Below are 15,588 nucleotides of genomic sequence, written 5' to 3' on the forward strand. Positions count from 1 at the left end.
TGGTCAACGTGGCCGATAGTGCCGACGTTAACGTGGGGAAGGGTACGATCAAATTTTTCTTTAGCCACGACAGTGAACTCCTAGCCTAAAGGGGCTGAATCAGCCTTGTTTTTTAATGAGAGCTTCGACGATGTTCGACGGAGCTTCAGCGTACTTGGAGAATTCCATGGAGTAGCTTGCGCGACCCTGAGACATGGAACGAACGTCGGTCGCGTAACCGAACATTTCCCCGAGCGGAACTTCAGCGCGGACGACGCGGCCAGAGACCGACTCATCCATACCCTGTACCAGACCACGACGACGGTTCAGGTCACCCATCACGTCACCCAGGTAGTCTTCCGGGGTTACAACTTCGACCTTCATGATCGGCTCGAGAACCACGCCGCCACCCTTCTGGGCCAGCTGCTTGGTTGCCATCGATGCAGCGATCTTGAACGCCATTTCGTTGGAGTCGACGTCGTGGTACGAACCGTCGAATACCGTGGCCTTCAGGCCGATCAGAGGATAGCCGGCAACAACGCCGTTCTTCATCTGCTCTTCGATACCCTTCTGGATCGGGGCGATGAACTCCTTCGGAATCACACCACCAACGACTTCGTTGGTAAACACCAGACCTTCGGTGATATTGCCTTTTTCGTCCACTTCCGGCTCCGAGAAACGGATCCAGCAGTGACCGAACTGACCACGACCACCCGACTGACGAACGAACTTGCCTTCGATCTCGACGTTGGACTTGGTGATCTTCTCGCGGTACGAAACCTGAGGCTTACCGATGTTGGCTTCGACGTTGAATTCGCGCTTCATGCGGTCAACGAGGATGTCCAGGTGCAGCTCACCCATACCGGAGATGATGGTCTGGCCGGTTTCTTCGTCGGTCTTGACGCGGAACGACGGGTCTTCCTGGGCCAGCTTGCCCAGTGCGATACCCATCTTCTCCTGGTCGGCCTTGGTTTTCGGCTCGACGGACAGGGAGATTACCGGCTCAGGGAAGTCCATACGCTCAAGGATGATTGGATGATCGGCGTTGCACAGGGTTTCACCGGTGGTCACGTCTTTCATACCGATCAGGGCGGCGATGTCACCAGCGCGCACTTCCTTGATCTCTTCACGCTGGTTGGCGTGCATCTGCACCATACGACCAACGCGCTCTTTCTTGCCTTTGACCGAGTTGATCACGGAGTCGCCGGAGCTCAGAACACCCGAGTAGACACGAACGAAGGTCAGAGTACCTACGAACGGGTCGGTCGCGATCTTGAACGCCAGGGCCGAGAAGGGTTCGTTGTCGTCAGCGTGACGCTCGTCTTTACGAACAGCCGGGTCTTCCTTGTCCAGATCCTTGTCGTCCGGGTTGATACCCTGGATGGCAGGAATCTCGGTAGGAGCAGGCAGGTAGTCGATGACGGCGTCGAGAACCAGGGGAACACCCTTGTTCTTGAACGACGAACCGCAAACAGCTGGAACGATCTCGCTGGCCAGGGTGCGCGCGCGCAGGCCTGCCTTGATCTCGTCAACGGTGAGCTCACCGCCTTCCAGGTACTTGTTCATCAACTCTTCGTTGGCTTCAGCAGCAGCTTCAACCATGTTGTTGCGCCACTCTTGAGCCAGCTCAAGCATGTCCGCAGGAATTTCTTCCTCGCGGTAGGTGGTGCCCTTGTCGTCGTCGTTCCAGTAGATAGCCTTCATCTTGATCAGGTCGACCTGACCCTGGAAGTTATCTTCCGAACCGATGGCCAGCTGAACCGGAACCGGGGTGTGGCCCAGACGGTTCTTGATCTGACCTACGACACGCAGGAAGTTGGCACCGGCACGGTCCATCTTGTTCACGTAAACAACACGTGGAACACCGTACTTGTTGGCCTGACGCCATACGGTTTCGGACTGAGGCTCGACACCGGAGGTGCCGCAGAACACAACGACCGCGCCGTCGAGTACGCGCAGCGAACGTTCTACTTCAATGGTGAAGTCAACGTGGCCGGGGGTATCGATGACGTTTACGCGGTAGTTGTCGTACTGACCAACGGAACCTTTCCAGAAGGTGGTAACGGCAGCGGAGGTAATGGTGATACCGCGCTCCTGCTCCTGCACCATCCAGTCGGTGGTCGCGGCGCCATCATGCACCTCGCCCATCTTGTGGCTCAGACCTGTGTAGAACAGGATCCGCTCGGTAGTGGTGGTCTTGCCCGCGTCAACGTGGGCACAGATACCAATGTTACGGTAGCGGTTAATTGCTGTAGTACGAGCCATAAAGCCCTCGCAAAGTAATTGATGCTTGAATTAGAAGCGGTAGTGCGAGAACGCTTTGTTGGCTTCAGCCATACGGTGCACGTCTTCACGCTTCTTGACTGCAGCACCCTTGCCTTCGGCAGCATCCAGCAGCTCGCCAGCCAGGCGCAGAGCCATCGACTTCTCGCCGCGCTTGCGGGCGTAGTCTACGAGCCAGCGCATGGCCAGAGCGTTACGACGGGATGGACGAACTTCAACCGGGACCTGGTAAGTGGCACCGCCGACACGACGGGACTTTACTTCGACCAGCGGAGCGATGGCGTCGAGAGCTTTCTCGAAGATTTCCAGGGGGTCGCTGTTCTTGCGTGCTTTGACGGTATCCAGGGCACCATAAACGATGCGCTCGGCTACGGCCTTTTTGCCGCTTTCCATCACGTGGTTCATGAACTTGGCGAGAATCTGCGATCCGTACTTAGGATCGTCAAGGATCTCACGTTTTGCTGCTACACGACGTCTTGGCATGATAAGCCCTCAAACGGTCTTCAGGTTAGCCCGGGACCTGGGTCTACGACCCCCGCCCGACCTTACTCTTATCGACTCAAAAAAATGGATGTCTGCAAACGGCCGATTACTTCGGACGCTTGGTACCGTACTTCGAACGACCCTGGTTACGGCCTTTAACGCCCGAAGTATCCAGAGAGCCGCGAACGGTGTGGTAACGAACACCTGGCAAGTCTTTTACACGGCCGCCACGGATCAGGACGACGCTGTGCTCTTGCAGGTTGTGGCCTTCACCACCGATGTACGAGGAAACCTCGAAACCGTTGGTCAGACGCACACGGCATACTTTACGCAGTGCCGAGTTAGGTTTTTTCGGCGTAGTGGTGTACACGCGGGTGCACACGCCACGACGTTGCGGGCAGTTCTGCAGCGCAGGAACGTCGGACTTTTCGACCGAACGCTTACGCGGCTGACGTACCAGCTGGTTGATAGTTGCCATCTACTAGCTCCACTGATTGTCTTGCGACTCTATTGTCTTGCAAGAAAGCCAAAAATTGGCGAGACGGAGCCTCACCAAATTTAAGGGTACAAAAGTCTAAAGAGGATCTTGCACCCAGTCAAGACAAGGCCCCGGCCCTCCCCGCCCGATCATCGGCAACATTTCATGTCGCCGACGACCATTCGGGGTCAACCGGGGCCCTGCCCTGTACTCAGTTACCGCTGGAGTTCAGTGCTTCGGTCAGTGCGGCTTCCACCTCACTGGCGCTCACACGCAGCGGCTTGTCTGCATCACGGCGACGCTTGCGCTCGCTGTGGTAAGCCAGACCGGTACCGGCCGGGATCAAACGACCCACGACCACGTTTTCTTTCAGACCACGCAGGTAGTCGCGCTTGCCAGTTACGGCCGCTTCGGTCAATACGCGTGTAGTTTCCTGGAAGGAAGCCGCGGAAATAAACGACTCGGTCGACAGCGACGCCTTGGTGATACCCAGCAGCACACGGGTAAACTTGGAGATGAACTTGTCCTCGCCGGCGAGACGCTCGTTCTCTACCAGTACCTGAGTCAGTTCCATCTGGTCGCCCTTGATGAAGCTGGAATCGCCCGACTCGGAAATCTCGACCTTGCGCAGCATCTGGCGCAGGATGGTCTCGATGTGCTTGTCGTTGATCTTAACGCCTTGCAGACGGTAAACGTCCTGAATCTCGTTGACGATGTACTTGGCGAGTGCGCTGACACCCAATAGACGCAGGATGTCGTGCGGATCGCTCGGGCCGTCGGAGATAACTTCGCCGCGGTTCACCTGCTCACCCTCGAAGACGTTCAGGTGACGCCACTTCGGAATCAGCTCTTCGTACGGATCGCTACCGTCGGTCGGCGTGATCACCAGGCGACGCTTGCCCTTGGTCTCTTTACCGAAGGCAATGGTACCGCTGACTTCAGCCAGAATCGACGCTTCCTTCGGACGACGCGCTTCGAACAAGTCGGCAACACGTGGCAGACCACCGGTGATGTCACGGGTCTTGGACGTTTCTTGCGGGATACGCGCAATAACGTCACCGACACCGATCTGGGCACCGTCGGCTACGCCAACCAGGGCATTGGCCGGCAGGAAGTACTGGGCAGGTACATCGGTACCCGGCAGGTACAGGTCCTTGCCAGAGGCATCCACCATCTTGATGGCCGGACGGATTTCCTTGCCTGCGGCAGGGCGATCCTTGACGTCCAGCACTTCAATGTTGGTCAGGCCGGTGAGCTCATCGGTCTGACGCTTGATGGTGATGTTTTCTTCCATGCCCACGAAGGTCACGGTACCTTTGAGCTCGGTCACGATCGGGTGGGTGTGCGGGTCCCACTTGGCGACGATGGCGCCAGCTTCGACCTTGTCACCTTCCTTGACCGAAATCACAGCGCCGTACGGCAGCTTGTAACGCTCACGCTCACGACCGAATTCGTCGGCAATGGCCAACTCGCCCGAACGCGATACGGCAACCAGGTTACCGTCTGCGCGCTCAACCTGCTTCAGGTTATGCAGACGTACCATACCGCCATTCTTCACCTGAACGCTGTCAGCAGCCGAGGTCCGGCTTGCAGCACCACCGATGTGGAACGTACGCATGGTCAGCTGGGTACCAGGCTCACCGATGGACTGGGCGGCAATGACGCCGACCGCTTCACCGATGTTCACCTGATGACCGCGCGCCAGGTCACGGCCGTAACACTTGGCGCAGATACCGAAGCGGGTTTCGCAGCTGATCGGCGAACGCACGACCACTTCGTCGATGCTGTTCAGCTCGATGAACTCGACCCACTTCTCGTCTACCAGCGTACCGGCAGGAACGATGACGTCCTCGGTGCCTGGCTTGAACACGTCACGGGCGATCACACGGCCCAGAACACGCTCACCCAGCGGCTCGACAACGTCGCCGCCTTCGATGTGCGGGGTCATGACCAGACCTTGGTCGGTACCGCAGTCGATCTCGGTCACCACCAGGTCCTGCGCCACGTCTACCAGACGACGCGTCAGGTAACCGGAGTTAGCAGTCTTCAGTGCGGTATCCGCCAGACCCTTACGAGCACCGTGAGTCGAGATGAAGTACTGAAGTACGCTCAGACCTTCACGGAAGTTCGCGGTGATAGGCGTCTCGATGATGGAGCCATCCGGCTTGGCCATCAGGCCACGCATACCGGCCAGCTGACGGATCTGGGCTGCAGAACCACGCGCACCCGAGTCAGCCATCATGTACATCGAGTTGAACGATTCCTGGTCGACTTCATTGCCCTCGCGATCAATGACCTTCTCTTTCGAGAGGTTGGCCATCATCGCCTTGGACACTTCGTCGTTCGCCTTGGACCACAAGTCGATGACCTTGTTGTACTTCTCGCCCTGGGTTACCAGGCCGGAGGCGTACTGACTTTCGATTTCCTTCACTTCATCGGTAGCAGTACCGATGATGCGGGCCTTCTCATCCGGGATGACGAAGTCGTTCACACCGATGGAAACACCGGAAATGGTCGAGTAGGCGAAACCGGTGTACATCAGCTGGTCAGCGAAGATGACGGTCTCTTTCAGACCAACCACGCGGTAGCACTGGTTGATCAGCTTGGAGATCGCCTTTTTCTTCATTGGCTGGTTGACGACATCGTAAGGCAGGCCAGCAGGTACAACCTGGAACAGCAGCGCACGGCCAACAGTGGTGTCGACGATACGGGTGTTCTTGGTGACGCTGCCATCACGTTCTTTCACGGTCTCGTTGATACGAACCTTGATTTTCGCGTGCAGGGCAGCTTCGCCGGCGCGGAATACGCGGTCGACTTCCTGCAGGTCGGCAAACACACGACCCTCGCCCTTGGCGTTGATGGCCTCACGGGTCATGTAATACAGACCCAACACGACGTCCTGCGACGGAACGATGATTGGCTCACCGTTGGCTGGCGACAGGATGTTGTTGGTCGACATCATCAGTGCACGCGCTTCGAGCTGGGCTTCCAGCGTCAGCGGCACGTGAACGGCCATCTGGTCACCGTCGAAGTCGGCGTTGTACGCGGCGCAGACCAGCGGGTGCAGCTGGATGGCCTTACCTTCGATCAGTACCGGCTCAAAGGCCTGGATACCCAGACGGTGCAGGGTCGGTGCACGGTTGAGCAGCACGGGGTGTTCGCGAATCACTTCGGCGAGAACGTCCCACACCTCTGGCAGTTCGCGCTCGACCATCTTTTTGGCAGCCTTGATGGTGGTCGCCAGACCACGCATTTCCAGCTTGCCGAAAATGAACGGCTTGAACAGCTCGAGGGCCATCTTCTTCGGCAGACCGCACTGGTGCAGACGCAGGGTCGGGCCTACGGTAATTACCGAACGGCCGGAGTAGTCCACACGCTTACCGAGCAAGTTCTGACGGAAGCGACCTTGCTTACCTTTGATCATGTCGGCCAGGGACTTCAGCGGACGCTTGTTCGAACCAGTGATGGCGCGACCACGACGGCCGTTGTCCAGCAGGGCGTCGACCGCTTCCTGCAGCATGCGCTTTTCGTTGCGCACGATGATGTCCGGCGCCGACAGATCCAGCAGGCGCTTGAGACGGTTGTTACGGTTGATCACCCGACGGTACAGGTCGTTCAGGTCGGAGGTCGCGAAGCGGCCGCCATCCAACGGTACCAGCGGGCGCAGGTCCGGCGGCAGCACTGGCAGGACGGTCAGGACCATCCACTCAGGCAGGTTGCCGGAGCCCTGGAAGGCTTCCATGAGCTTCAGGCGCTTGGACAGCTTCTTGATCTTGGTTTCCGAGTTGGTCTGCGGAATCTCTTCACGCAGGCGGCCGATCTCGTGCTCCAGGTCGATAGCGTGCAGCAGCTCGCGGACAGCCTCGGCACCCATGCGGGCGTCGAAATCGTCACCGAACTCTTCCAGCGCTTCGAAGTACTGCTCGTCGTTGAGCAACTGGCCTTTTTCAAGCGTAGTCATGCCTGGGTCGATTACGACGTAGCTCTCGAAGTAGAGCACGCGCTCGATATCACGCAGGGTCATGTCCATCAGCAAGCCGATACGGGACGGCAGCGACTTCAGGAACCAGATGTGTGCGACCGGCGAAGCCAGCTCGATGTGAGCCATGCGCTCACGACGGACCTTGGCGAGGGCAACTTCAACGCCGCACTTCTCGCAGATAACGCCGCGATGCTTGAGCCGCTTGTACTTACCGCACAGGCACTCGTAGTCCTTGACTGGGCCAAAGATCTTGGCGCAGAACAGGCCGTCACGTTCTGGTTTGAACGTACGGTAGTTGATGGTTTCCGGCTTCTTAACTTCACCGAACGACCACGAACGGATCATCTCTGGTGACGCCAGACCGATGCGGATGGCGTCGAACTCTTCGACTTGACCCTGGTTTTTCAGCAAATTCAGTAGGTCTTTCAAGGCCTTTCCTCCTGGCGGAGCAGGGAGCGGGCACTGCCTGCCCCACTCCCCTTCACGTCACGTGTTATTCGGTTTCCAGATCGATATCGATACCGAGCGAACGGATCTCTTTGATCAACACGTTGAAGGACTCGGGCATGCCCGGCTCCATACGGTGATCGCCATCCACGATGTTCTTGTACATCTTGGTACGGCCGTTCACGTCGTCCGACTTCACTGTGAGCATTTCTTGCAGGGTGTATGCCGCGCCGTATGCTTCCAGCGCCCACACTTCCATCTCCCCGAAACGCTGACCACCGAACTGTGCCTTACCACCCAGCGGCTGCTGGGTAACCAGGCTGTAAGAACCAGTGGAACGCGCGTGCATCTTGTCGTCCACCAAGTGGTTCAGCTTCAGCATGTACATGTAACCAACGGTCACAGGACGCTCGAACTTGTTGCCGGTACGGCCATCGAACAGCACCATCTGGCCGCTCTCAGGCAGGTCGGCCAGCTTCAGCATGGCCTTGATCTCGCTCTCTTTCGCACCGTCGAACACGGGCGTTGCCATTGGCACGCCTTTCTTCAGGTTATGAGCCAGGGCGAGAATTTCTTCATCGCTGAACTCGTCGAGGCTTTCCTGACGACCACCGATCTCGTTGTAGACCTCGGTCAGGAACACGCGCAGCTCTGCGGCTTTGCGCTGCTCCTCGATCATGCGATCGATCTTTTCACCCAGACCCTTGGCCGCGAGGCCCAGGTGGGTTTCCAGAATCTGACCCACGTTCATACGCGAAGGTACACCCAGCGGGTTCAGTACGACATCGACCGGCGTGCCGTTGGCGTCATGCGGCATGTCTTCGACCGGCATGATCACCGAGACAACACCTTTGTTACCGTGACGACCGGCCATCTTGTCACCCGGCTGGATGCGACGGCGGATTGCCAGGTAGACCTTGACGATCTTCAGAACGCCTGGTGCCAGGTCATCGCCCTGTTGCAGCTTGCGCTTCTTGTCTTCGAACTTGTCGTCCAGCAGTCGGCGACGGTCGACGATGTACTGCTGAGCCTTTTCCAGCTGCTCGTTCAGTGCATCTTCGGCCATGCGCAGCTTGAACCACTGACCGTGCTCCAGACCGGCGAGGACTTCATCAGTGATGACAGTGCCTTTCTTCAGGCCTGCACCACCGTCGACCACCTGACCATCCAACGCAGAGCGCAGACGCTCGAAGGTTGCGCCTTCGACGATGCGGAATTCCTCGTTGAGGTCCTTGCGGATCTCGTCGAGCTGCATCTTCTCGATGGCCAGCGCACGGCTGTCACGCTCGACGCCATCACGGGTGAAGACCTGAACGTCGATGACAGTACCCTTGGTACCGGTCGGTACGCGCAGGGAAGTGTCCTTAACGTCGCTGGCTTTTTCGCCGAAGATCGCGCGCAGCAGTTTTTCTTCAGGGGTGAGCTGGGTTTCGCCTTTTGGCGTTACCTTGCCGACCAGAATATCGCCAGCGCCAACTTCAGCACCGACGTAAACGATACCGGCTTCGTCCAGCTTGTTCAGCGCAGCCTCACCCACGTTCGGGATGTCTGCAGTGATCTCTTCTGGGCCAAGCTTGGTGTCACGGGCCACACAGGTCAGTTCCTGGATGTGGATCGTGGTGAAGCGATCTTCCTGAACGACGCGCTCGGAGAGGCAGATGGAGTCTTCGAAGTTGAAGCCGTTCCATGCCATGAACGCGATGCGCATGTTCTGACCCAGCGCCAGCTCACCCATGTCGGTGGACGGGCCATCGGCCATGATATCGCCGCGCTGTACCATGTCACCCTTGCTCACCAGCGGACGCTGGTTGATGCAGGTGTTCTGGTTCGAACGGGTGTACTTGGTCAGGTTGTAGATATCTACACCTGCCTCGCCGGTTTCCACTTCGTCATCCGCTACACGGACCACGATACGGCTGGCGTCGACCGAGTCGATCACGCCACCGCGGCGAGCAACCACGCAGACACCGGAGTCACGGGCAACGTTGCGCTCCATGCCGGTACCTACCAGCGGCTTGTCGGCACGCAGGGTTGGTACAGCCTGACGCTGCATGTTCGAGCCCATCAGTGCACGGTTGGCGTCGTCGTGCTCCAGGAATGGGATCAGCGACGCAGCGACCGAAACTACCTGCTTGGGCGAAACGTCCATCAGGGTGACGTCTTCCGGCGCCTTGACGGTGAATTCGTTCAGGTGGCGCACAGCGACCAGCTCATCGATCAGCTGCTTCTTGTCGTTCATCGCGGCCGAAGCCTGGGCGATCACGTGATCGGCCTCTTCGATGGCAGACAGGAATACGATGTCGTCGCTGACAACGCCTTCCTTCACCACACGGTACGGGCTTTCCAGGAAGCCGTACTGGTTGGTGCGAGCATACGCAGCCAGGGAGTTGATCAGACCGATGTTCGGACCTTCAGGGGTTTCGATCGGGCACACGCGGCCGTAGTGGGTCGGGTGTACGTCACGCACCTCGAAGCCAGCACGCTCACGGGTCAGACCGCCAGGGCCGAGTGCGGAAACACGGCGCTTGTGGGTGATCTCGGAGAGCGGGTTGTTCTGGTCCATGAACTGCGAAAGCTGGCTGGAACCGAAGAACTCTTTCACCGCCGCCGCTACCGGCTTGGCGTTGATCAGGTCCTGAGGCATCAGGCCTTCGCTTTCAGCCATCGACAGACGTTCCTTGACCGCGCGCTCGACACGCACCAGGCCTACACGGAACTGGTTCTCGGCCATTTCACCAACGCAACGTACGCGACGGTTACCCAGGTGGTCGATGTCGTCGACGATGCCTTTGCCGTTACGGATATCGACGAGAGTCTTCAGAACCTCGACGATATCTTCCTTGCTCAGCACGCCCGAACCTTCGATTTCGGTGCGACCAATACGACGGTTGAACTTCATGCGGCCGACGGCGGACAGGTCGTAACGCTCGGCGCTGAAGAACAGGTTGTTGAACAGGGTTTCGGCAGCATCCTTGGTCGGCGGCTCACCTGGACGCATCATGCGATAGATTTCGACCAGAGCTTCCAATTGGTTGCTGGTGGTGTCTATCTTCAAGGTATCGGAGATGAACGGACCGCAATCGATGTCGTTGGTGTACAGGGTCTCGATACGGACAACCTGTGCCTTGGCGACTTTGACCAGCAGCTCGGTCGTCAGCTCGGTGTTGCACTCGGCAATGATCTCGCCGGTTGCAGGGTGCACGATGGCCTTGGCAGTCGTACGGCCCAGGACGTATTCCATTGGCACGTCGAGCTGTTTGACACCGGCTTTTTCGAGCTGATTGATATGGCGCGCAGTGATGCGGCGGCCTTGCTCGACGATGACCTTGCCATTCTCGTCATGGATGTCCATGACCGCGACTTCACCACGCAGACGCTGTGGCACCAGTTCAAGGCTGAGGTTCTCGCCGGAAACATGGAACACGTTGGTGGTGTAGAAGGTGTTCAGCACTTCTTCAGTGCTGTAGCCCAGCGCGCGCAGCAGGACCGAAGCCGGCAGTTTGCGGCGACGGTCGATACGCACGAATACGCAGTCCTTAGGATCGAACTCGAAGTCCAACCAGGAGCCGCGGTATGGAATGATGCGAGCGGAGTACAGCAGCTTGCCCGAGCTGTGAGTCTTGCCACGGTCGTGGTCGAAGAATACACCCGGCGAGCGGTGCAGCTGGGAAACGATCACACGCTCGGTACCGTTGATTACGAAGGTACCGTTCTCAGTCATCAGGGGGATTTCACCCATGTAGACTTCTTGCTCTTTGATGTCCTTGATCGCTTTGTTCGACGATTCCTTGTCGAAGATGATCAGGCGCACCTTGACCCGCAGTGGGACCGCGAAGGTCACGCCACGCAGGACACATTCCTTCACATCGAAGGCGGGTTCGCCCAGGCGATAGCCTACGTACTCCAAGGCAGCATTGCCGGAGTAGCTGATGATCGGGAATACCGATTTGAAGGCCGCATGCAGACCGACGTCGCGGAACTGATCCTTGGATGCTCCCGCTTGCAGGAATTCGCGATACGAATCCAGCTGGATGGCCAGGAGGTAAGGCACATCCATCACGTCCGGCAACTTGCTAAAGTCCTTGCGGATACGTTTTTTCTCAGTGTATGAGTAAGCCATCAGCGTTCCCCAGCTTGGTCACCTGCTTGTTTGGCTTCTCCCGGCGGGAGCAGCCAGAAAATCGTGCAAACCCTTGGTTTGCGCCACCCACATGGGTGTCTTGCAGCTTGTTATCGGGGCCGGCCTGACCGACCGCCAATAACGGAAAAAGGCCGGTGGCATAAGCCACCAGCCATCAGCCCTTTGCTCAACGCTCGGACTGGCGTCGCAAGGTCGAGATTACTTCAGCTCGACTTTAGCGCCTGCTTCTTCCAGCTTCTTCTTAGCGTCTTCAGCGGCTTCTTTCGAAACGCCTTCAGCTACAACCTGAGGAGCGCCATCGACTTTCTCTTTGGCTTCTTTCAGGCCCAGACCGGTCAGTTCGCGAACGGCCTTGATCACGTTCACTTTCTTGTCGCCAGCTTCAACCAGAACAACGTTGAACTCGGTCTGCTCTTCAACAACGGCAGCAGCAGCAGCTGGGCCAGCAGCGGCAACAGCAGCGGTAACGCCGAAGGTTTCTTCCATAGCTTTGATCAGCTCAACAACTTCCAGAACGGTTTTCTGGCCGATTGCTTCGATGATTTGCTCGTTAGTCAGGGACATGACTTAAATCCTGTATTGGGGTGACAGCCTACGCAGCCATCAAATTAAACGAATGATTTTGAAAGAGTTTCGCTTGCCTTAGGCAGCGGTAGCTTCTTTCTGGTCGCGAATGGCTGCCAGAGTACGAGCCAGCTTGCTGGTAGCGCCTTGGATCACGCTCATCAGTTTCGCAATAGCTTCGTCGCGGGTCGGCAGGGTAGCCAACACGTCGATCTGGTTCGCTGCAATGAAATTGCCGTCAAACGCAGCTGCCTTGATCTCGAACTTGTCCTGACCCTTGGCGAACTCTTTGAACAGACGGGCAGCAGCGCCCGGGTGTTCGTTGGAGAAAGCAATCAGGGTCGGGCCTTTGAACGCATCGTTGAGGATCGAAAATTCGGTGCCTTCAACAGCGCGCTTGAGCAGGGTGTTACGTACGACACGCACGTATACGCCAGCTTCGCGGGCCTCTTTACGGAGTCCGGTCATTGCGCTTACAGTCACACCACGGGCATCGGCCACGACAGCGGACAGAGCGACTTTGGCAGCCTCGTTGACTTCAGCGACGATGGCCTTCTTGTCTTCGAGTTTAATTGCCACGGGTTTACTCCTGGTTTTTACCGTTTCATCTGGCCGAAGCCGGATGTCGTTTTGGTGTCTGATTCGGTAACGAATCGGGAGCACCATCTGCGTGGGCTGGTGTTTTAAGGCTTGCGCCGCCTACGGTCTTGGATAGCCCCCGCCAGGCAGGGACCCCAATTTTTGCTGGTGGCGTGACAGGTCACACCACCATGTTCTTACACGTCCAGCGAGCTCTGGTCGATGACCAGACCTGGGCCCATGGTGGTGCTCAGGGTAACGCGCTTGACGTAGATACCTTTCGAAGAAGCTGGCTTGATACGCTTGAGGTCAGCGATCAGCGCTTCAACGTTTTCCTTCAGCTTGCCGGCTTCGAAGCCGATTTTGCCTACGGAAGTGTGAATGATACCGTTCTTGTCGGTACGGTAGCGAACCTGACCAGCCTTGGCGTTTTTCACGGCAGTGGCTACGTCTGGGGTTACGGTACCAACCTTCGGGTTAGGCATCAGGCCACGTGGGCCCAGAACCTGACCCAGCTGACCTACGACACGCATGGCATCAGGCGATGCGATGACAACGTCATAGTTCAGGTCGCCGCCTTTCATTTCAGCAGCCAGATCGTCCATACCTACGCGGTCAGCGCCGGCAGCCAGAGCGGCTTCAGCAGCTGGACCCTGGGTGAAGACAGCAACACGTACAGTCTTGCCAGTGCCGTGTGGCAGCACGGTAGCGCTACGAACAACCTGGTCGGATTTACGTGGGTCAACACCGAGGTTTACCGCGATGTCGTACGATTCGACGAACTTGGCAGCCGGCAGCGAAGCCAGCAGAGTTGCCGCTTCTTCGAAGTTATAGGCCTTGCCTGCTTCGATTTTTTCGGCGATTGCCTTTTGGCGCTTGGTCAGCTTAGCCATTACACACCCTCCACGTTCAAGCCCATGCTGCGGGCAGAGCCAGCGATGGTGCGTACAGCTGCGTCCAGGTCAGCAGAAGTCAGGTCGGCTTGTTTAGCCTTGGCGATTTCTTCCAGCTGAGCGCGGGTAACGGTACCGACTTTAACGGTGTTCGGGCGAGCCGAACCACTGGTCAGGCCAGCAGCTTTCTTCAGCAGAACCGAGGCAGGAGTGCTCTTGGTCTCGAAGGTGAAGCTACGGTCGCTGTATACAGTGATGATCACTGGAGTCGGCAGGCCGGCTTCTTGACCCTGGGTACGGGCGTTGAAGGCCTTGCAGAATTCCATGATGTTCACACCATGTTGGCCCAGTGCTGGACCAACGGGTGGGCTTGGGTTGGCCTGGCCGGCCTTAACTTGCAGCTTGATGTAAGCCTGAATCTTCTTAGCCATGAGCTACTCCAATATCGGGTACGAACGCCTATTGGCTCCCCGGATGACTTGCGTTTTATCCCAGTGACGACAAAACCCCGCAGCACACAGGGCTGCGGGGTATGGGATGCTTCGTCCGCCTAGACCTTTTCGACCTGGCTGAACTCGAGCTCCACGGGCGTAGAGCGACCGAAAATAAGCACTGCAACCTGCAGGCGGCTCTTTTCGTAGTTAACCTCTTCGACACTACCATTGAAGTCTGCGAACGGACCATCAATGACTCGAACCACTTCACCAGGCTCGAACAGAGTCTTGGGCTTCGGCTTGTCACTGCCGTCGGCGACGCGACGCAGGATTGCCTCAGCTTCTTTATCAGTGATGGGTGCGGGCTTGTCCGCTGTACCACCGATAAAGCCCATCACGCGCGGGGTATCCTTGACCAAGTGCCAAGTCCCTTCGTTCATTTCCATCTGGACCAACACGTAGCCCGGGAAGAACTTGCGTTCACTCTTGCGCTTCTGGCCGTTACGCATTTCAACGACTTCTTCGGTCGGAACCAGGATCTCGCCGAAACCGTCTTCCATGCCAGCCAGCTTGACGCGCTCGATCAAGGAGCGCATCACATGCTTCTCGTAACCCGAGTAAGCATGCACAACATACCAACGCTTAGCCACGGGGCACCTTTAGCCTACGATCAAGGAGACCGCCCAGCCGAGCAGGGAATCGAGCCCCCACAGCAGCAGAGCCATAACCAGCACGACAGCCACAACAATCAGCGTGGTCTGGGTGGTTTCTTGGCGGGTCGGCCATACGACTTTACGAATCTCGGTACGCGCTTCCTTGGCCAGCGTAAAGAACGACTTACCCTTCGCGGTCTGCAAGGCAACAAAGCCAGCAACAGCAGCCAGAGCAAGAAGTGCGAGTACGCGGTACAGAATTGGAGCAGCAGAGTAATACTGATTACCCACTACACCAACAACCACCAAAGCCACTACAGCCAGCCACTTGAACAGATCAAAACGCGATTCTTGGGCTTCAGTTTTGGGGGTCATCGAGGAGGATCCTGTAAGAAGAAAGCCATCACACCGAGGTGAAATGGCAGGTCAGGAGGGAATCGAACCCCCAACCTACGGTTTTGGAGACCGTCGCTCTGCCAATTGAGCTACTGACCTGTAACGCTGTATCAGGCCGGCTATTATACCGGCCCAATCAAGTAAATCAACTACTTATTCAATAATTTTGGCTACGACGCCGGCGCCGACGGTACGACCGCCTTCACGGATAGCGAAGCGCAGACCGTCTTCCATTGCGATGGTCTTGATCAGGGTAACAGTCATCTGAATGTTGTC

General features: G+C 57.5%; 11 protein-coding genes, 1 tRNA gene and 1 pseudogene. All 13 read right to left on the reverse strand.

The window, feature by feature from the left end:
* Positions 1-99: 99 nt before the first annotated feature.
* Positions 100-2,244 carry an elongation factor G gene (fusA, locus tag ACF8E5_RS21060; protein ID WP_058606003.1) on the reverse strand — a complete coding sequence of 715 codons (2,145 nt, stop codon included), beginning with the start codon at positions 2,242-2,244 and terminating at the stop codon, positions 100-102.
* A gap of 30 nt (positions 2,245-2,274) precedes the next feature.
* Positions 2,275-2,745 carry a 30S ribosomal protein S7 gene (rpsG, locus tag ACF8E5_RS21065; RefSeq protein ID WP_003246741.1) on the reverse strand — a complete coding sequence of 157 codons (471 nt, stop codon included), beginning with the start codon at positions 2,743-2,745 and terminating at the stop codon, positions 2,275-2,277.
* A gap of 106 nt (positions 2,746-2,851) precedes the next feature.
* Complete coding sequence (rpsL, locus tag ACF8E5_RS21070; protein WP_003255492.1) at positions 2,852-3,223, reverse strand: 30S ribosomal protein S12; 372 nt, start codon at positions 3,221-3,223, stop codon at positions 2,852-2,854.
* 211 nt (positions 3,224-3,434) lie between these two features.
* Positions 3,435-7,634, reverse strand: coding sequence for a DNA-directed RNA polymerase subunit beta' (gene rpoC, locus ACF8E5_RS21075; RefSeq protein ID WP_058606002.1), 4,200 nt, complete (start codon positions 7,632-7,634; stop codon positions 3,435-3,437).
* 64 nt (positions 7,635-7,698) lie between these two features.
* Complete coding sequence (gene rpoB, locus ACF8E5_RS21080) at positions 7,699-11,772, reverse strand: DNA-directed RNA polymerase subunit beta (protein ID WP_058639905.1); 4,074 nt, start codon at positions 11,770-11,772, stop codon at positions 7,699-7,701.
* Between the two features lie 219 nt (positions 11,773-11,991).
* Positions 11,992-12,357: a 50S ribosomal protein L7/L12 gene (gene rplL, locus ACF8E5_RS21085; RefSeq protein WP_003255496.1), complete on the reverse strand. Its 366-nt coding sequence runs from the start codon at positions 12,355-12,357 to the stop codon at positions 11,992-11,994.
* Between the two features lie 78 nt (positions 12,358-12,435).
* The gene (gene rplJ, locus ACF8E5_RS21090) at positions 12,436-12,936 is read right to left on the reverse strand and encodes a 50S ribosomal protein L10 (RefSeq protein ID WP_016715872.1); all 501 of its coding nucleotides are present in this window, start codon (positions 12,934-12,936) and stop codon (positions 12,436-12,438) included.
* A 197-nt stretch (positions 12,937-13,133) separates the two neighbouring features.
* Entirely contained in the window at positions 13,134-13,829 is a 696-nt protein-coding gene (rplA, locus tag ACF8E5_RS21095) for a 50S ribosomal protein L1 (protein ID WP_027915749.1), read from the reverse strand.
* Entirely contained in the window at positions 13,829-14,260 is a 432-nt protein-coding gene (rplK, locus tag ACF8E5_RS21100; RefSeq protein ID WP_027915748.1) for a 50S ribosomal protein L11, read from the reverse strand. Before rplK ends, rplA begins: the two co-directional genes overlap by 1 nt.
* A 119-nt stretch (positions 14,261-14,379) precedes the next feature.
* Complete coding sequence (gene nusG, locus ACF8E5_RS21105) at positions 14,380-14,913, reverse strand: transcription termination/antitermination protein NusG (protein WP_003255501.1); 534 nt, start codon at positions 14,911-14,913, stop codon at positions 14,380-14,382.
* 9 nt (positions 14,914-14,922) lie between these two features.
* On the reverse strand, positions 14,923-15,291 hold the full coding sequence (gene secE, locus ACF8E5_RS21110; RefSeq protein ID WP_027915747.1) for a preprotein translocase subunit SecE: 369 nt from the start codon (positions 15,289-15,291) through the stop codon (positions 14,923-14,925).
* A gap of 44 nt (positions 15,292-15,335) precedes the next feature.
* Positions 15,336-15,411, reverse strand: a tRNA-Trp gene (locus ACF8E5_RS21115).
* A 54-nt stretch (positions 15,412-15,465) separates the two neighbouring features.
* A pseudogene (locus ACF8E5_RS21120) lies at positions 15,466-15,588 on the reverse strand (elongation factor Tu); the annotation flags it as partial.

Origin of the sequence: Pseudomonas sp. WSY_20 (genome assembly GCF_043104335.1) — a bacterium.
Classification (GTDB): Bacteria; Pseudomonadota; Gammaproteobacteria; order Pseudomonadales; family Pseudomonadaceae; genus Aquipseudomonas; species Aquipseudomonas parafulva_B.